Source organism: Modestobacter sp. SYSU DS0511, from assembly GCF_054050755.1.
The window spans coordinates 112649-129113 of the sequence record NZ_JBJGZY010000002.1 but is presented as its reverse complement, the minus strand read 5'-3'; the positions used below and the strand labels follow the sequence as shown (position 1 = coordinate 129113).

The following is a 16465-nucleotide window of genomic DNA, read 5'->3' as shown; positions in this document are numbered from 1 at the left end:
TCAGACCACCGCGCCGTCATCGCCGTCGTCGGACCGGTCCCGCATCCGGGAGACGAGGATCCCGACGCCACCCACCAGGGCGGCGACCCCGAGCACCAGCCCGGTCTCCGTGGTCAGGCCCAGCCTGCCGGGGAGGATCACCAGCACCGCGCCCACCGCGATGAGCAGCATGGCCGTCAGCGAGGCCGGCGCCAGGACCGGCAACGGCGGTGGGGGCGGCGGCTCGTAGTGCTCCTCCGGCAGGTCGAGCACGGAGACCTCGGCGGGCGGGGGTGGAGGGTCGTCGCGTGGCTCCTCGTCGACGACGGTGCGGCCGTGCTCGGCCTCGAACGCGGCGACGATCCGGGCGAACTCGGCGTCGTCGTCGGTGGCGGGACCGGGGTGGCGGGCCGGCTCGGTCGTCGGCTCACCTGCGTGCTGCTCGACGACGGCCTGCGCCTCGGCGCTCCGGGCCCGGTCCACGAACAGTCGGTCCGAGGGCGGGCTGGGCAGGTGGACGTTGCGGGTGTAGGGGGCGACGTCGGTGGCCGGCTCCAGGTAGGCGGCGATGCCGGCGGCGGCGAGGACGTCGAGCAGGTGCTCGCCGACCCGCGGGTCCACGTCGCGCAGTGGGCGCCAGAGCGGGGCGTCCAGGCCGTTGTCCCGGCGGCCGCGCCCGCGGCGGGGGAGCGTCACGGCGCCGGCTCCGGGGTGCTGGCCGACGGCACCCGCTCGCGGATCCACTCGACGGAGCGGGCGAACAGCGCGGGTGCGTCGTTGTCCAGGGTGGCCACGTGCCAGCTGTCGTGCAGCAGCACCTCCGTGGTGTCGGCGCTGCCGACCCCGGCGAGCAGCACCCGGGTGGAGGCCGGCTCGACCACGTGGTCGGTGACGCTGCGGAAGACCAGCAGAGGCGCGCGGACGGCGGCCAGCTCGGCGCGGGTCGCCTGCCAGAGCCGCCGCAGCGCGAGGGCCGCCCGGGTGGGCAGCCGGGGGTAGGCGAGCTCCGTGCAGCCGGGCTTCTTGATGTCGCCGGCGATCGGCGCCCAGACGGGGGTCACCCGGGCCAGCAGCGGCAGCAGCTTCGCCTCACGCCGTTCGGTCAGCAGCGAGGGGTTCACCAGCACCAGCGCGGCGACGTCGTCGGGACGGCGCTCGGCCAGGCGCAGCGCCAGCGTCCCGCCCATCGACAGCCCGGCGACCACCACGCCGGAGCACCGCGCGGCCAGCTCGTCGAGCGCGTCGGACAGCGCGCCGTACCAGTCGTCCTCGGTGGTCGTGTTGGCGTCCTGCCAGCGCGTGCCGTGCCCGGGCAGCAGCGGGCAGCTGACGGTGAAGCCCGCGGCGGCCAGGTGCTCGCCCCAGGCGCGCAGGCTCTGCGGGGTGGAGGTGAAGCCGTGGCACAGCAGCACCCCGACCGGTCCGCCGGGCAGCTCGAACGGGTCGGCCCCGGCCATCCGGGGAGCGGAGGTCGGGGGGAGAGCCTGGCGCATCGGACCTCCGGGAGGGCAGCGGACGGCAGCGGTCGGTGCGGGTGGGACGGGGAGTGCAGGTGGGACGCGGCGGACGCGGCGGGACGCCGATTGTCGTGGAGCTGGGCGCTTCCCTAGTCTGACAGCCGCTGAGGGAGGCGCGTTGTTCTACTGGTTCCTCAAGTTCGTGGCCGTCGGGCCACTGGTGCGCCTGGTGTTCCGGTGGCACCCGGTCGGCACCGAGAACGTCCCGCGGACCGGTGCGGCCATCCTGGCCAGCAACCACCTGGCGGCCGCCGACTGGATCTTCATGCCGTTGTCGGTCCGCCGGCGGGTCACCTTCCTGGCGAAGGCGGAGTACTTCACCGCCACCGGCGTCAAGGGCTGGGCGCAGCGGGTGTTCTTCGGCGGCACCGGCCAGGTGCCCATCGACCGCACCGACGCCTCCGCGGCCGAGAACGCGATCCGGACCGGCATCCGGATCCTGAACGAGGGAAAGCTGCTGGGCATCTACCCGGAGGGCACCCGGTCACCGGACGGCCGGCTGTTCCGCGGCAAGACCGGGGTCGCGCGGATGACCCTGGAGACCGGTGCGCCGGTGATCCCGGTGGCGATGACCTACACCCCGCGGGACCTGCCGCTCCCCGGCGCGCTCGGCCGGAAGGTCAACCGCACGTTCGTCCGGGTGGGCGTGCGGTTCGGTGAGCCGCTGGACTTCTCCCGCTACGCCGGTCTCTCCGGAGACCGCTTCGTCGAGCGCTCGATCACCGACGAGATCATGTACGAGATCATGGAGCTCTCCGGCCAGGAGTACGTCGACCTGTACGGGGCCAAGGTCAAGAAGTCGATGGACTCCACCGGCGCCAGTGCCCGTGAGGTGGTCGGCCGCCTGCAGCCGCCGCCGAGCGAGGCCGCCGACCGCCTGCCCAGCTCACTGGCCGGCTGACCGCTCGCCGGTTCTCGCCCTGACGGCGGGCTGGCCGGCGCCGGTGGTGCGCAGGGGGCGCCTGGAGGAGGAGGGCACGTGTTCGCGGTGGTCTACCGGTGGCGGTTGCGGCCGGGCAGCGAGGAGCAGTTCCGCGACGGGTGGGAGCGGGTGACCCGGGCGATCCACGCAGGCTGCGGCAGCTACGGCTCGCGACTGCACCGCGCGGACGACGGCACGTGGGTGGCCTACGCCCGGTGACCCGACGCGGCCACCCGCGAGCGCTGCGCCTTCGACGAGCCCGAGGGGGAACGCCTGATGGCGGAGGCGGTGATCGAGCGGTTCCCCGAGCTGACCCTGGAGCTGGTGAGCGATCTGCTCGCGGAGCCGACGGAGCCGACGGAACCCTCAGCCCGGCACCTGGTGGGGGATCGGGAGCCGGGCTGAGGGTCCGTCGTGTGCGGCCCGGGGCAGGGGGCCGCAGGTCAGAAGGGCGGTGGCTCGTCGGGTGGGTCGGGTGCCCGCTCGCCGGGTGGTGGTTGGTCGTGTGGTGGGCGGCTGCGCGGTGGACCCGGCAGGTCGACGTCCGTGGGAGGCAGGTCGTCGTCGGCGCCGAAGCGCGGTGGGTGGGTGACCAGCACCTGGCCGGTGGGGGTCGTCCACTCCAGCCCGCCGTCGGGGAGCCCGCGCAGCCGCCAGCCGGGTGCCTGGTGGCTCAGCCGGTGGTGGTGCCGGCACAGGCAGCACAGGTTGTCGTGCGCCGTGGGACCGAACGGAAAGGGCACCGTGTGGTCGAGGTCGCAGCGGATCGGCCGCTTGCGGCAGCCGGGGAACCGGCAGCGGCGGTCGCGCAGCCGGACGAACCGGTCGAGCGCCCTGCCGGGGGAGTAGCCCGGGCTCTCCGGCGGTGGCCCGAGGGCGCGACCCGCCCGCAGCCCGGCGGCGTCGGTGAGCGCGAGGAGCTACCCGGTGAGCTCGTCGACCAGGGCGATCCCCGGCCGGGCGGCCAGCGCGGTGCCGGCGACCGTGCGGGTGCCGACCAGGTCGGCCAGCGCCGCGCCGGCGACCGGGTCAGCGACGTCCGGCGGGGTGCCGGAGCAGTCGGTGCCGGAGCAGTCGGTTCCGTGGGAGTCAGGGTCGGGGGAGCCGGTGCCGGGGGAGCCGGGGGCAGCGGCGCCGTCGGCGGGCATCAGCCCGAGGGCCTGCGCGAGCCGGCGGACCATCTCCGCCGGCACCAGGTCGCCGTCGACCTCGCCCGGCTCGTCGTCCGTGCCGAGCAGTGTGCCGGCCCCCGCGACCACGGTGAGCTGCGCCTGGACGGGGGCCAGGCCGTGCTCGCCGAGGCGGAGCACCAGGTCGACCAGGCAGTCGGCCATCCGCTGGACGCGGGTGCGCTCGTCGCCGGGCACGACGGCCGCGTCGGCGTACTGCTCCAGGGCGTTCTGCACGGCCCGCAGGACCGGGAGCGGCAGCGTGGCCGACAGGGTGCCCATGCCGTCGGCGCCGGGGTGGGCGGCGACGTGCCGGTCGCGGATGGCCGCGGCGATCCGGCGCGCCACCGCCGCCGCGTCGAGCCGCGCCACCACCCGGTGGGCTGCCACCCGCAGCTGCGCCGGCGTCTTGCTCCCGAGCCGACCGAGGAGCCGCTCCTCGGCGGTGGCCCGGACCTCCTCGTCGAGCGGCGCCACCAGCTCGCTCATCACCCGGGCGTGGTCCCAGGTGAGGTCGCCGCGCTCGAGGGCACGCAGGGTGCCGGCAGCCGCTCGACCAGCTGCAGTGACTGGACGACCACGCGCGTGGCGGCCGCCTCGGTCAGCGACAGCGCCACCGCCACCTCGTCGACCGCCCACTCGCTGACCGGCGCGAGCGCCGACGGGCGGGCCGCCCGGGTGGCGGCCGCGGCGGCACCGATCTCGCTCTCCGGTCGGTCCAAGGACGAGGGGCGGGACCGGCAGAACGCGGCGATCGCGCGCGCCCGGCGGGCCTCGTGCGCACCGATGGCTGCCTGTGCGGCGCGCACCCCGGCGAGGTGGTGGCCACCTGCCTCGAAGGACGCGCTGAGCCGCCCGGCGGCGGTGTGCCACCGAGGTGTCTCGCCGCCCAGGGCATCGGCGCGCCAGCGCTCGGTCAGCTCGTCCATCGCCGCGCGCAGCTCCGCGTCCCCGAAGGGGGCGGGCCGGGCGGTCCGTTCGAACGAACGTGCGAGGGTGCCGGGACGCCGGTGGTCTGACCAGCCGGAACGGGCACCTGTGGACGACGGGCGGAACAGCTGGACGGGAGGTCCACCGGATCTCCTGGACGGGCCCCGGCGCCCGAGGGGCGGGCCGGCACCGCGGACCCGATCATGGGGCGGTGACCGCGGGGATCGAACTCGTCCGCCTGCCCGACCTCGCCGCCGTGCCGTACGCGTACGCGGCCGTGACCGACCCCGGCCGCATGGTGGTGACCGCGGGCGCCTGCCCCCTCGATGCCGACGGGGCCGTCGTCGCCGAGGGCGACGTCGCCGCACAGACCCGACAGGTGATGGCCAACCTGGTCGCCACCCTCGAGGCGGCCGGCGCCGCGCTCACCGACGTCCTCAAGACGACGGTGTACGTGGCCACCACCGATCGGGCCGACCTGGACCTGGCCTGGGAGGTCGTGTGCGGCGTGTTCGGCGAGCACGACGCGCCCAGCACGCTGGTCGGGGTCACGATGCTCGGCTACCGCGGACAGCTGGTCGAGGTGGAGGCCCTCGCGGTGCGCGACAGCTGGCAGGAGCCGGGCTCGCCGGACGACGCCCCTCTACCGTGACGGCGTGAGCGTGCGCCGGTACTTCTACGACACCGAGTTCATCGAGGACGGGACCACGATCGACCTGGTGTCGATCGGCGTGGTCGACGAGACCGGTCGCGAGTTCTACGCGGTCAGCACCGAGTTCGACCCCGACCGGGCCGTCCCGTGGGTCCGCCGCAACGTGCTGGACCAGCTCCCGCCGCCGGCCGACAAGGCGTGGCGCACGCGGGAGCGGATCCGCGACGACCTGCTGTCCTTCCTCACCGCACCGGGGGAGGAGATCGAGCTGTGGGCCTGGTTCGCCGCCTACGACCACGTCGCGCTGTGCCAGCTGTGGGGCGCCATGCCCGCCCTGCCGCGGTCGATCCCGCGCTTCACCCGCGAGCTGCGGCAGCGGTGGGACGACGCGGGGAAGCCCGCGCTCCCGCCGAAGCCCGCCGGTACCCACGACGCCCTCGTCGACGCCCGCTACAACCTGACCCGCTGGCGTGCCATCGAGGCCGCGGCTCGGTGACGGTCGGCCCGGGTGGGGGTCGGCGACCGCGCTGGTCGCCGCACGTGCCCGGGAACGCGACGGGGGCCGCCGGCAGCTGATCGCTGCCGACGGCCCCCGTCGGACGGGTTCCTCGTTCAGACGGTGAACACGTTGATCAGCCGGGTCAGCTCGCCGGAGAGCTGGTCCAGCTCACGGGCCGACGCGCGCGCGGTCTCCACGTCGGCCGCGGTCCGCTCGACGTCCGAGGCCACCTCGGTCATCACGTCGGTCACCGAGCCCGCGCCGTCGGCCACCGACGAGACGCTGCGGGACAGCTCGTTGGTGACCGCCGTCTGCTCCTCGACCGCGCTGGCGATCGTGGTCTGGTGGTCGTTCATCTCGCGGATGACCCCGACGATCTGGCTGATCGAGCCCACCGCGGCGCCGGTGTCGGCCTGGATCGACTGCACCCGCTGGTGGATCTCCTCGCTGGCCCGAGACGCCTCCTGGGCCAGCTCCTTGACCTCGGTGGCGACGACGGCGAAGCCCTTGCCGGCCTCCCCGGCGCGAGCCGCCTCGATCGTGGCGTTGAGCGCGAGCAGGTTGGTCTGCTCGGCGACGGCGGAGATCACCTTCACCACGTCGCTGATCTCGGCCGAGCTGGTGCCCAGTGCCGCGATCGCGGTCTCGGTGTTGGCGGCGAGCTCGACGGCGCCCTGACCGACGTGGCTGGCCTCGCTGGCGCTGCGGGCGATCTCCCGGATCGCCGACCCCATCTGCTCTGCACCCGCCGCGGCGGAGGTGACCCCCGAGCTGATGTCGGACGCCGCCTGGGAGGCGTTGCGGGCCTGGTCGCGGTTGCGGGTGGCCCGCTCGCCGAGCCCGTCGGCCACCCGGGCCACCCCGGAGGCGGAGATCGCCAGCGACCCGGCGCAGTTGCCGATGTCGCGGATGGTGCCGGCCACCTTGTCCACGAACCGGTTGAACGCCTTGGCCAGCTCGCCGACCTCGTCGGAGGTGGAGTCGTCGACCCGCTGCGTCAGGTCGCCCTCGCCGTCGGCGATCTCGACCATCCGCCGGTGCAGGGCGTGCAGCGGCTCGGTGAGCCGGCGGCCCAGCCACAGCGCCAGCGCGGCGCCGGCGAGCGCCACCACGATCGCGGCGACCACCATCCCGGTCACCATCGACGACCGGCCGTCCTCCAGGCGCTCCACCGGCCCGGCGAAGTCGCTGTCCTGCGCGTCGACGACGAGCACCCAGTCCCAGGGCTGGTAGTAGGCCACCTGCACGGTGTGCGACCCGGTCTCGGCGTCCCGGTAGCGGACGGTCGCCTGTTCACCGGGCTGCAGCGTGACCGCCTTCGCCACGAGATCCTGCACGTAGGTCCGGCCGTCGGCGTCGGTCGCCTCCATCAGGGAGGTGCCGTCGGCGCTGCCGTCCGCGCTGACCAGCACGGTGCCGGCGCGGTCGCCGGTGCCGCCGAGCACCCACAGGGTGCCGTTCTCCCCGGCGGTGGTCTTCTGCAGGCTCGCCCGCAGCGCGGGCAGGTTCTCCTGCTTCACGCCCACGTACATCATGCCGATCACCTCGCCGGCGGGGTCGAACATCGGCTGGTAGGCGGTCACGTACCAGGAGTCGACGACGTAGGCCGTCCCCCGGTAGGTCTGGCCCGCCAGCACCGCGGAGATGACCGGGCTGGGGGCCCCGCCGGCGCCGACCGCCGGGATGTACGTGCCGATCGCCCGGCTGCCGGTGGCGCCCACCACGTTGGTGGCCACCCGCAGCATGTCGCCGGCGGGGTTGATCCGCTGGAAGATCGTCGCGGTGCCGCCGACCAGCGCCTGCACCTGGTCGACCACCGGGGTTGGGACGTCGACGTCGGCGTTCTGGCCGAGCCACTGGCCACCGATCTCGACGCGGGGAAGCGCGACGGGGGTGACCTCGTTGGTGACCTGGTTCTTGGCGTCCCACGCCACCATCTCGCGCGGGCCGCTCCCCAGGGAGAGCCCGCCGGACTGCTGCAGCACGTAGCCCGCCACCTGCAGGTCGCTGTCGACCTTGGCGCTGGTCGACTCGCCCTGGGTGGAGACGACGTCGTAGACGCCGTCGGTGATCCGGCTCAGGCTGTCGTCGGCCAGCCGGCCGACGTCGTCCTTCGCCTCGTCGGCGAAGGAGCTGCTCTGCCAGCTGCTCACCCCCACCATGGCTGCGCCGGTGACCGCGATGCTGGCCACTGCCAGCGCGACCACCTTCGTCCTGATGCCCCTGCGCACGTTGCCCCCTGGCCCGCTTCCCCGGGCGGGGTGGATCCCGCCTCTCCAGGTGCATCGGCAGGCGCGATGATCTTCGGGACCCGAGACGGGGTCGTCCGCTGCCGGACGCACCACGCGCCCCAACCGCACCACGGCGCCCATCGGCGGCTGTTTCCCACGATGCGGACGTGCTTCCCAGCAGCTGCCCGTCGGGCCGTACCCTCGTCCTGTGAGCCTGCCTGAACCCGCGGAACTGGTCCCCGACCTGGACCGGTGGCGGGGTCTGCCCGCCGCCCAGCAGCCGGAGTGGCCCGACCGTGCCGCGCTGGACGCCGTCCTGTCCACGCTCTCGACCGTCCCGCCGATCGTCGCGCCGGCCGAGGTCGACACCCTGCGTCAGCAATTGGCCGACGTCGCCCAGGGCAAGGCATTCCTGCTCCAGGGCGGCGACTGCGCCGAGACCTTCGACCTCAACACCGAGCCGCACCTGCAGGCGACCACCCGAACCCTGCTGCAGATGGCGGTGGTGCTCACCTACGGCGCCAGCGTGCCGGTGGTCAAGGTGGGCCGGGTCGCCGGGCAGTACGCCAAGCCGCGCAGCTCGAACACCGACGCCCTCGGTCTGCCCTCCTACCGGGGCGACATGGTCAACTCGCTGAACCCGGTGCTCGAGGAGCGCATCCCCGACCCGGGTCGGCTGGTGCGCGCCTACGCGAACTCCGCGGCCGCGATGAACATGATCCGCGCCTACGCCCGGGGCGGCCTGGCCGACCTGCACGCGGTGCACGACTGGAACAAGGACTTCGTCGCCACCTCGCCGGCCGGGGTGCGCTACGAGGTCATCGCGCGGGAGATCGACCGGGCCCTGGCGTTCATGAAGGCCTGCGGCATCGACTCCGACGCGCTGCGCGGGGTGGAGCTCTACAGCAGCCACGAGGCGCTGATCCTGGACTACGAGCGGGCCCTGCTCCGGATGTACGAGGGCCGCCCCTACGCGCTGAGCGCCCACTTCGTGTGGGTGGGCGAGCGCACCCGGCAGATGGACGGCGCACACATCGAGTTCGTCTCCAAGCTGGCCAACCCCATCGGGGTCAAGATCGGCCCGACGACGACGCCGGAGCAGGCCACCGAGCTGGTCGAGCGCCTCGACCCCGACGGCATCCCCGGGCGGCTGACCCTGATCAGCCGGATGGGCAACGGGAAGATCCGCGACGTCCTGCCGGGCATCGTGGAGAAGGTCACCGCCAGCGGCCACCAGGTGGTCTGGCAGTGCGACCCGATGCACGGCAACACGCACGAGTCCCCCAGCGGCTACAAGACCCGGCACTTCGACCGGGTCGTCGACGAGGTGCTCGGCTTCTTCGACGTGCACCGGGGCCTGGGCACCTGGCCCGGCGGCATCCACGTCGAGCTGACCGGTGAGGACGTCACCGAGTGCCTCGGCGGTGCCATGGAGATCAGCGACGCGGACCTCAACAGCCGCTACGAGACGGCGTGCGACCCCCGGCTGAACACCGGCCAGTCGCTGGAGCTGGCGTTCCTGGTCACCGAGATGCTGCGCGGCTGACCAAGGCCCCCCCCCACCACTCGCACACTCGCGGCGGGCCCCTGCAGCGGGGCCGAGAGGCACAGAGGAATGACGACTTCGACCAGCGGCGCGGTCGACCTGCGCTCGGACACCGTGACCCGGCCGACGGCCGGGATGCGGCGGGCCATGGCCGAGGCCGAGGTGGGCGACGACGTCTACCGCGAGGACCCGACGGTCAACGCCCTGGAGGAGCGGGTCGCCGCCCTCTTCGGGCACGAGGCAGCCCTGTTCGTCCCCTCCGGCACGATGGGCAACCAGATCGGCCTGCGGCTGGTCTGCGAGCCCGGCCAGGAGGTCGTCGGGGACGCCGACGCGCACGTGTTCACCTACGAGATGGGCGCTGCGGCGGCGCTGTTCGGCCTGGCCAGCCGCACGGTGGTCACCGGGGGGCCGCTGTCGGCCGAGCAGCTGATCGCCCAGGTGCGCCCCAAGGACGACTGGCACGTCACCTCGACCGCGGCGATCGCGGTGGAGAACACGCACAACCGCGGCGGCGGGCTGGTCCAGCCGCTCGAGGAGTTGCAGGCGCTCTTCGGCTGGACCCGCGAGCACGACGTCGCCGTCCACCTCGACGGCGCCCGGATCTGGAACGCGCACGTGGCCTCCGGGGTCCCGCTGGAGACCTACGGCCGGCTGGCCAACACCGCATCGGTGTGCCTGTCCAAGGGCCTGGGTGCCCCGGTCGGCTCGGTGCTGGTCGCCGACGCCGAGAGGATCGCCGCGGGCCGGCTCTGGCGCAAGCGCCTGGGCGGGGGCATGCGCCAGGCCGGCGTGCTGGCCGCCGCCGGGCTGTTCGCCCTCGACCACCACCTGCAACGGCTGGCCGAGGACCACGCGCACGCGCAGGCGCTCGCCGAGCGGCTCGGCGTCGACCCCGACGGCGTGCCGACCAACATGGTCGTCGTCGACGACGTCCCCGCCGCCGAGGTCGCCGCCGCGGCGCAGGCCCAGGGCGTGCTGGTCGGGCAGGTCAGCGGCCGGCGGATCCGGCTGGTCACCCACCTGGACGTCGACCGGGCCGGGGTGGAGCGGGCGGCGAAGGTGCTCACCCAGGTGATCGGCGAGCTCACCGGCCGCTGAGCGAGCCAGGTCACGGTCCCGTCGCGGCCGGACTGCGGTGATGATCACCGACTGACAGAGTGGGGCCCACCCGGTCCGCCGGGCAGGTCCCACTCTCGTCGACTCGAAGAGGCCCGCCGTGGAAGACGTCGAACCCGCCCTGGGCACCACTCCGCTGTTGCTGATCGCAGTCGGAGCCGTCGCCGTCCTGCTCGTCCTGATCATGAAGTTCAAGGTCCACGCCTTCGTGGCGCTGGTGCTGGTGAGCCTGCTGACCGCGCTCGCCACCCGGATCCCGGTCGGCGAGGTGATCGACACGATGCTCTCCGGTTTCGGGTCCACCCTGGCCAGCGTGGCGCTGCTCGTCGGCCTCGGCGCGATGATCGGCAAGCTGCTGGAGGTCACCGGCGGCGCCCGAGTGCTGGCCGACTCGATGATCGGCCGGTTCGGCGAGAAGCGGGCGCCCCTCGCCCTCGGCGTCGCGTCCCTGCTGTTCGGATTCCCGATCTTCTTCGACGCCGGGTTCGTCGTCTTCCTGCCGATCATCTTCAGCGTCGCCAAGAGCTTCGGTGGCTCCGTCCTGATCTACGCGCTGCCCTCGGCGGGGGCCTTCGCGGTCATGCACGCCTTCGTGCCCCCGCACCCCGGCCCGGTCGGCGCCGGCGACATCCTCGGCGCCGACATCGGCCTGCTCGTGGTCGTCGGCCTGGTGATCGGCGTGCCCACCTGGTTCATCGCCGCCTACCTGTTCAGCCAGTGGATCGGCCGTCGGGTGCACGTCCCGGTGCCGGCGACCCTCGGCGGCGAGCGGCTGCCCGACGACGAGCCGGACGGCGGCGAGAAGGCGGCCGAGGGCACCGTCGCCGGCACCACGCCGGGCACGGGGAAGACCGCGGTCGCCCACCGGACGACGCCGCCGAAGTTCGGCACCGTGCTCGCCCTGCTCCTGCTGCCGCTGGTGCTGATCCTGCTCAACACCGGGTTCAACACCCTGGCCACGGCCGGCGCCGTCGACGACGAGGCCGGCTGGCTGCAGTGGGTGACCCTGCTCGGTCAGACCCCGGTCGCCCTGCTGATCACCCTGCTGGTGGCCGCGGCCGTGCTCTCCCGCGAGCGGTTCTCCCGGAGCGAGACCGAGCAGCTGCTGAACTCCTCGATCGGCCCGGTCGCCGCGATCATCCTGATCACTGGCGCCGGCGGCATGTTCGGTGGCGTACTGCGCGCCAGCGGGATCGGCACGGCCTTGGCGGACAGCCTGGAGTCGATCGGTCTCCCGGTGATCGTGGGCGCCTTCGTCATCGCCACCTGCCTCCGGGTGGCCCAGGGGTCGGCGACGGTAGCCCTGCTGACCACGGCCGCGCTGGTCGCCCCGGCGGTCGAGGCCGGTGACCTGTCCCGCCTGGACGTCGCCTTCGTCGTCATCGCGATCGCGTGCGGCTCGACCGTCCTCTCCCACGTCAACGACTCCGGGTTCTGGCTGGTCGGGCGGTTCCTGGAGATGGACGTCAAGACGACGCTGCGCACCTGGACGGTCATGGAGACGCTCATCGGTGTCGTCGGCTTCGCCATCGCCTGGGTGCTCAGCGGCATCTTCTGACCCGCTGCCCGGGGTGCGGGCGACCCCGGCCGGTCAGCCCCGCGGAGGGCTGCCCGGCCGCGTCGCGCCGAGGGTGGGTCAGTAGGCGCTGAACAGCAGGTCGTTGTTCGCCGTGCGGGTGGTCCGGACCGCGTCCTTGGTGGCGCCCGCGGTGATGGCCGAGCCCACTGCCGCCGGGGAGGCCGCCGGGTTGCCCTGCAGGTGCAGCGCGGCGACGCCGGCCACGTGCGGCGTGGCCATGGAGGTGCCGCTGATCGTGCTGGTCGCGGTGTTGCCGGTGTGCCAGGCGCTGGTGATCCCCACGCCGGGGGCGAACAGGTCCACGCAGCTGCCGTAGTTGCTGAACGAGGCCGGGGCGTCGGTGCGGTCGGTCGCCCCGACGGTCAGCGCACCGGCGACCCGGGCCGGCGACGAGTAGCAGGCGTTCTGCGGCACGCCCTGGGCATTGCCGTTGCCGGCCGCCACAGCGTAGGTGACCCCGTCGGCGATCGAGCGCGCCACGGCGTTGTCCAGCGCGGTGCTGGTCCCGCCGCCCAGGCTCATGTTGGCCACGGCCGGCTGCCCCGGCCGGTGGTGGGCGGTGACCCAGTCGATGCCGGCGATGACGCCGGCGTTGGTGCCGCTGCCCGCGCAGTCCAGCACCCGCACCGCCACCAGCTGCACGCCCTTCGCCACCCCGTGCGCGGTGCCGCCGACGGTGCCGGCCACGTGCGTGCCGTGGCCGTTGCAGTCGTCGGCGCTGCCGCCGTCGACCGCGTCGTAGCCGGAGACCGCCCGGCCGCCGAAGTCGCCGTGCGTGAGCCGGATGCCGGTGTCGATCACGTAGGCGGTTACCCCGGCGCCGGTGGCGGTGTATCCGTAGCTGCCGTTCAGCGGCAGTGACCGCTGGTCGGTGCGGTCCAGGCCCCAGGTGGCCGAGGACTGGGTGGCGCTGAGCTCGACCGGTGCGTCCCGCTCGACGCCGGCCACGCCCGGCAGCGTGGCCAGTCGGTCCGCCACCGCGGTGGGCAGCTCGACGGCGAAGCCGCTGAGGGCCGCGGTGTACACGTGCTCGACCTCGCCGCCGAGCCGCTGGGCGGCCTGCTCGGCGATCGCGGCCGCGGGCGAACCGGGCACCAGGCTCACGATGTAGGTGTCCTTCGGCCCGGTGGGTGCGGCGGAGGCGGTGCCGGCGGTGGCGCCGAGGCCGGTGGCGACCAGGGCGGTCAGGGCGGCGGTGGCCAGGGTCCGGCGGGGGAGGCTGCGGTTGGGCACGGGATCTCCTCGGTCGATGCGGCCGCACTCTCAGATACGACTCAGACACGGAGAGTCAAAGCGTCCCGGCGTCGTCCCGTAAAGGGCGGAGCCGGTGGGATCGATCCCGGACCGGCGCGTCCGCAGAACTCGCCGACGGCCGGGTCAGCCCGGGAGCGTCGTCCCGTCCCGCAGGGCGCACAGCAGCGCGATGTCCCGGGCGTGCCCGTCGTCGGCGCTGGGCGTCTCCACGACCACCGGCACGCCGGCGAGCGCCGGGTGGGTGAGCAGCTCGCCGAACGGTGCGGCACCGATCGAGCCGGCGCCGATCGTGGTGTGCCGGTCGCGCGTGGAGCCGCGGGCGTCGAGGGAGTCGTTGGCGTGCACCAGGCCGAGCCGGCCGGGGCCGACCGTCGCCTCCAGTGCAGCCAGCATCGCGGTCATGCCGCCGGGGGCCGCCAGGTCGTGGCCGGCCGCCCAGGCGTGGCAGGTGTCCAGGCAGACCCCGACCGCCGGGTGGTGCTCCAGCGCGGCCAGGTACGGGCCCAGGTCCTCCACCGTGGCGGCGAGCGACTTCCCACCGCCGGCGGTGGGCTCGATGAGCAGCCGGGGCGCACCTTCGGGGAGGTCGTCCAGCACCGGGAGCAGCCGGTCGTGCAGCTGCGCCAGCGCCGCCTCGTAGCGGTCCTCACCGACGGCGGAGCCCGCGTGCACCACCACGCCCACGCAGCCCAGCTCGCGGCCGCGGGCCAGGTTGTGCCGGATGGTCGCGATCGACTGCTCGACGGTCGCCTCGCTGGGGGAGCCGACGTTGACCAGGAACGGGGTGTGGATGAACGAGGGCACCCCGCGCTCGGCGCAGCCGGCGGTGAAGGCCGCGTCCTGCACCGGGTCACCGGCGCTGGGCTTCCAGCCGCGCGGGTTGCCGACGAACACCTGGACGGCGCGGGCGCCGACGGCGTCGGTGTAGGCCAGCCCGCCCTTGGCGAGGCCGCCCTTGATCTGGATGTGCGCCCCGATCGGCGGCAGGACCCAGGGGGAGGGCAGGGCGGGAGCGGGCAGGGCGGTGCTGGGGGAGGTCACGAGGAGGAGGTCACCCGAAGCTGATGAGGATGCGGACGGTGCTGCCCTGGTCGACGACCTCGCCGGCCCGGGGGCTCTGCTGGAACACGCGGTCGCCCGCGATGAACTGGGTGGACTCGGCCTCCAGGCCCGCCTGGGCGAGCAGCGCGGTCGCCTCGTCCTTGGACTTGCCCTTCACGTCGGGCACGGTCACCTGGGGCACGCCTTCGGAGACCTGGATCGTCACCGTGCTGCCATAGGGCTGCGCGGCGTCCCCGGGGCCGGGGCTGACCGCCATCACCTCACCGGGGTCGACGTCGGCGCTGCGCCCGGTGGTCCGCTCGACGGCGAAGCCGCGCTCCTCCAGGTTGGTGGTCGCCGCCTCGGGGCTCAGGCCCACGACGTCGGGGACCTTCACCGGGGCGCGCCCGGCGCTGACCACCGCGGTGACCGTGTCACCGCGCTTGAGCTCGGTGCCGGCGGCCGGCTCGAAGCCCAGCACGGTGCCGACGGGCTGCCTGTCGTCGAACTCCTCGCGCGAGGTGACGGTCACCGGGACCTGGGCCTCGGTCAGCGCGGCCTCGACCGCCTCCAGCGGCTGCCCGACCAGCCCGGGGTCGACCTCGAACCGCTCCGGCCCCTTGGAGAGCACCAGGGTCACGTCGCTGCCGCGGATCGCCTCGCCGTCGGCCGGGTCGGCGGAGATGACGGTGCCCTCGGGCAGCTCCTCGCTGAACTGGGGCTCGCCGAAGGCCGGGTCCAGCCCGGCCTCCTGGAGCAGTCCGACGGCGGTGTCCCGGTCCTGGTTCAGCAGGTCCGGCACGTCGGTCCACCGGCCGCTGCCCAGCCACCAGCCCACCGCGCCGATGGTGATCGCCAGCAGCAGCACGACGGCGATCGCCAACCGGGCCCGCCGGCGGCGGATGTGCGGGGGGACGCCCGGGCGGACCGACGGGTGCCGCGGCGCCGTGGGCCGGGCGCCGTCCACGTGCGCCGTCGCACCGCGGCCGGGGAGCACGGTGGTGCCGCGGCTGCGGCCCCCGCCGAGCACCTCGGTGCGTGGCTCGCCGGAGCCCGGGCCCGGCGCGCTCGCCCCGCGGGGGCGCGGTGCGGTGGACCGGTTGGTGGGGCGCAGCGCCCCGGGGGCGTCGGTGGTGCGGCCAGTGGGCACGGGCACCCGGGCCATCCCCAGGTCGGCCCGCAGGTCGACGAGCTCGGCGAGGAAGGCCCCGGCGTCCAGCGGGCGGGCCGCCGGCTCGCGGCGCGTCGTGCGCGCGACCAGCTCGTCGACCTGCCAGGGGACGCCCGGCACCTCCGTCGACGGCGCCGGGACGTCGTGGTGCACGTGCTGGTACGCCACCGCCAGCGCGGTGTCGCCCTGGTACGGAGGATGACCGGTGAGCAGCTCGTAGAACATGATGCCGGCGGCGTAGACGTCACTGCGGGCGTCGCTGCGCCCCCGCTCGAGCTGCTCGGGGGAGAGGTAGGCGACGGTGCCGATGAGCACGCCGCCGGTGTGGCTGGTCTGCCCGGTGCCGGCGACGGCGCGGGCCAGACCGAAGTCGGCGACCTTCACCTGGCCGTCGGTGGAGATCAGCACGTTCTCCGGCTTGACGTCGCGGTGCGCGATGCCGGCCCGGTGCGCGGCGGTCAGGCCGGCGAGCACCGGCTCCAGCACGGCGAACGCCTCGCCGACGGTGAGCCGGCCGCGGGCCTGCAGCAGGTCGCGCAGGGTGCGCCCGCGGACCAGCTCCATCACCAGGAAGACCAGGCCCTGGTCGGCGCCCTGGTCGCTGACGGACACGACGTTGACGTGGCTGAGCATCGCCGTCGCCCGCGCCTCGCGGGTGAACCGGTCGACGAACGCGGGGTCGTGCGCCAGGTGCTCGGCCATCACCTTCACCGCGACGGTGCGGTGCAGCCGCAGGTCGGTGGCGGCGTAGACGGTGGACATGCCGCCGCGCGCAAGGCGCTCCTCGAGGCGGTAGCGCCCCTCGAGGACCAGGCCGACCGCGGGGTCGGTCACGACGGTGTCCACGCCGCTGAGT

At 74.3% G+C, this 16465-nt stretch carries 17 protein-coding genes; 8 read left to right on the top strand and 9 right to left on the bottom strand.

Going from position 1 to position 16465, the window contains the following annotated elements; genetic code table 11:
• Together ACI783_RS01860 and ACI783_RS01855 are read right to left on the bottom strand one after the other, a co-directional pair.
• A complete protein-coding gene (locus ACI783_RS01860; RefSeq protein ID WP_457080980.1) occupies window positions 1-675 on the bottom strand; it encodes a hypothetical protein in 675 nt (224 codons plus the stop codon).
• Entirely contained in the window at window positions 672-1436 is a 765-nt protein-coding gene (locus tag ACI783_RS01855; RefSeq protein ID WP_457138865.1) for an alpha/beta hydrolase, read from the bottom strand. Before ACI783_RS01855 ends, ACI783_RS01860 begins: the two co-directional genes overlap by 4 nt.
• A gap of 178 nt (window positions 1437-1614) precedes the next feature.
• Here ACI783_RS01855 and ACI783_RS01850 point away from each other — a divergent pair, with 178 nt between their 5' ends.
• The 3 genes from ACI783_RS01850 (at window position 1615) to ACI783_RS01840 (ending at window position 2823) form a co-directional block, all read left to right on the top strand.
• Window positions 1615-2397, top strand: a complete 783-nt coding sequence (locus tag ACI783_RS01850) for a lysophospholipid acyltransferase family protein (protein WP_457138864.1) — start codon at window positions 1615-1617, stop codon at window positions 2395-2397.
• Window positions 2398-2475: 78 nt separating this feature from the next.
• The gene (locus ACI783_RS01845) at window positions 2476-2637 is read left to right on the top strand and encodes an antibiotic biosynthesis monooxygenase (RefSeq protein ID WP_457138863.1); all 162 of its coding nucleotides are present in this window, start codon (window positions 2476-2478) and stop codon (window positions 2635-2637) included.
• Between the two features lie 57 nt (window positions 2638-2694).
• Complete coding sequence (locus ACI783_RS01840) at window positions 2695-2823, top strand: hypothetical protein (RefSeq protein ID WP_457138862.1); 129 nt, start codon at window positions 2695-2697, stop codon at window positions 2821-2823.
• Window positions 2824-2861: 38 nt separating this feature from the next.
• On the opposite strand, the gene ACI783_RS01835 is transcribed toward ACI783_RS01840, so the two are convergent.
• The 3 genes from ACI783_RS01835 to ACI783_RS01825 form a co-directional block, all read right to left on the bottom strand.
• Complete coding sequence (locus ACI783_RS01835; RefSeq protein WP_457138861.1) at window positions 2862-3161, bottom strand: hypothetical protein; 300 nt, start codon at window positions 3159-3161, stop codon at window positions 2862-2864.
• A 177-nt stretch (window positions 3162-3338) separates the two neighbouring features.
• Complete coding sequence (locus ACI783_RS01830) at window positions 3339-4076, bottom strand: DUF222 domain-containing protein (protein ID WP_457138860.1); 738 nt, start codon at window positions 4074-4076, stop codon at window positions 3339-3341.
• On the bottom strand, window positions 4076-4516 hold the full coding sequence (locus ACI783_RS01825) for a hypothetical protein (protein WP_457138859.1): 441 nt from the start codon (window positions 4514-4516) through the stop codon (window positions 4076-4078). Before ACI783_RS01825 ends, ACI783_RS01830 begins: the two co-directional genes overlap by 1 nt.
• A gap of 212 nt (window positions 4517-4728) precedes the next feature.
• Here ACI783_RS01825 and ACI783_RS01820 point away from each other — a divergent pair, with 212 nt between their 5' ends.
• Window positions 4729-5169 (top strand): RidA family protein, encoded by a 441-nt coding sequence (locus ACI783_RS01820; protein WP_457138858.1) that lies wholly within the window; start codon window positions 4729-4731, stop codon window positions 5167-5169.
• Window positions 5170-5173: 4 nt separating this feature from the next.
• Window positions 5174-5665 (top strand): polyadenylate-specific 3'-exoribonuclease AS, encoded by a 492-nt coding sequence (locus ACI783_RS01815; protein ID WP_457138857.1) that lies wholly within the window; start codon window positions 5174-5176, stop codon window positions 5663-5665.
• Window positions 5666-5781: 116 nt separating this feature from the next.
• Here the strand turns inward: ACI783_RS01815 and ACI783_RS01810 are convergent, their stop codons facing one another.
• Entirely contained in the window at window positions 5782-7875 is a 2094-nt protein-coding gene (locus tag ACI783_RS01810) for a methyl-accepting chemotaxis protein (protein WP_457138856.1), read from the bottom strand.
• A gap of 232 nt (window positions 7876-8107) precedes the next feature.
• Between ACI783_RS01810 and ACI783_RS01805 the strand changes: the two genes are divergently transcribed.
• The 3 genes from ACI783_RS01805 to ACI783_RS01795 all read left to right on the top strand — a co-directional run bounded on the left by ACI783_RS01805 (window position 8108) and on the right by ACI783_RS01795 (window position 12122).
• Window positions 8108-9445, top strand: coding sequence for a class II 3-deoxy-7-phosphoheptulonate synthase (locus ACI783_RS01805; protein WP_457080966.1), 1338 nt, complete (start codon window positions 8108-8110; stop codon window positions 9443-9445).
• 69 nt (window positions 9446-9514) lie between these two features.
• Window positions 9515-10546 (top strand): threonine aldolase family protein, encoded by a 1032-nt coding sequence (locus ACI783_RS01800; protein WP_457138855.1) that lies wholly within the window; start codon window positions 9515-9517, stop codon window positions 10544-10546.
• 118 nt (window positions 10547-10664) lie between these two features.
• The gene (locus ACI783_RS01795; RefSeq protein WP_457138854.1) at window positions 10665-12122 is read left to right on the top strand and encodes a GntP family permease; all 1458 of its coding nucleotides are present in this window, start codon (window positions 10665-10667) and stop codon (window positions 12120-12122) included.
• Between the two features lie 78 nt (window positions 12123-12200).
• Here the strand turns inward: ACI783_RS01795 and ACI783_RS01790 are convergent, their stop codons facing one another.
• The 3 genes from ACI783_RS01790 to pknB all read right to left on the bottom strand — a co-directional run bounded on the left by ACI783_RS01790 (window position 12201) and on the right by pknB (window position 16455).
• Window positions 12201-13376: a S8 family peptidase gene (locus ACI783_RS01790; RefSeq protein WP_457138853.1), complete on the bottom strand. Its 1176-nt coding sequence runs from the start codon at window positions 13374-13376 to the stop codon at window positions 12201-12203.
• A gap of 144 nt (window positions 13377-13520) precedes the next feature.
• On the bottom strand, window positions 13521-14438 hold the full coding sequence (locus ACI783_RS01785; protein WP_457138852.1) for a deoxyribonuclease IV: 918 nt from the start codon (window positions 14436-14438) through the stop codon (window positions 13521-13523).
• A gap of 10 nt (window positions 14439-14448) precedes the next feature.
• The gene (pknB, locus tag ACI783_RS01780) at window positions 14449-16455 is read right to left on the bottom strand and encodes a Stk1 family PASTA domain-containing Ser/Thr kinase (RefSeq protein WP_457138851.1); all 2007 of its coding nucleotides are present in this window, start codon (window positions 16453-16455) and stop codon (window positions 14449-14451) included.
• Between the last annotated feature and the right edge of the window lie 10 nt (window positions 16456-16465).

Bases quoted from the DNA above. Each gene is read 5' to 3' on its own strand.
- ACI783_RS01800 (WP_457138855.1), top strand. From the start codon at position 9,515: ATGACGACTTCGACCAGCGGCGCGGTCGACCTGCGCTCGGACACCGTG.
- ACI783_RS01830 (WP_457138860.1), bottom strand. From the start codon at position 4,076: ATGAGCGAGCTGGTGGCGCCGCTCGACGAGGAGGTCCGGGCCACCGCC.
- ACI783_RS01840 (WP_457138862.1), top strand. From the start codon at position 2,695: ATGGCGGAGGCGGTGATCGAGCGGTTCCCCGAGCTGACCCTGGAGCTG.
- ACI783_RS01825 (WP_457138859.1), bottom strand. From the start codon at position 4,516: ATGGACGAGCTGACCGAGCGCTGGCGCGCCGATGCCCTGGGCGGCGAG.
- ACI783_RS01855 (WP_457138865.1), bottom strand. From the start codon at position 1,436: ATGGCCGGGGCCGACCCGTTCGAGCTGCCCGGCGGACCGGTCGGGGTG.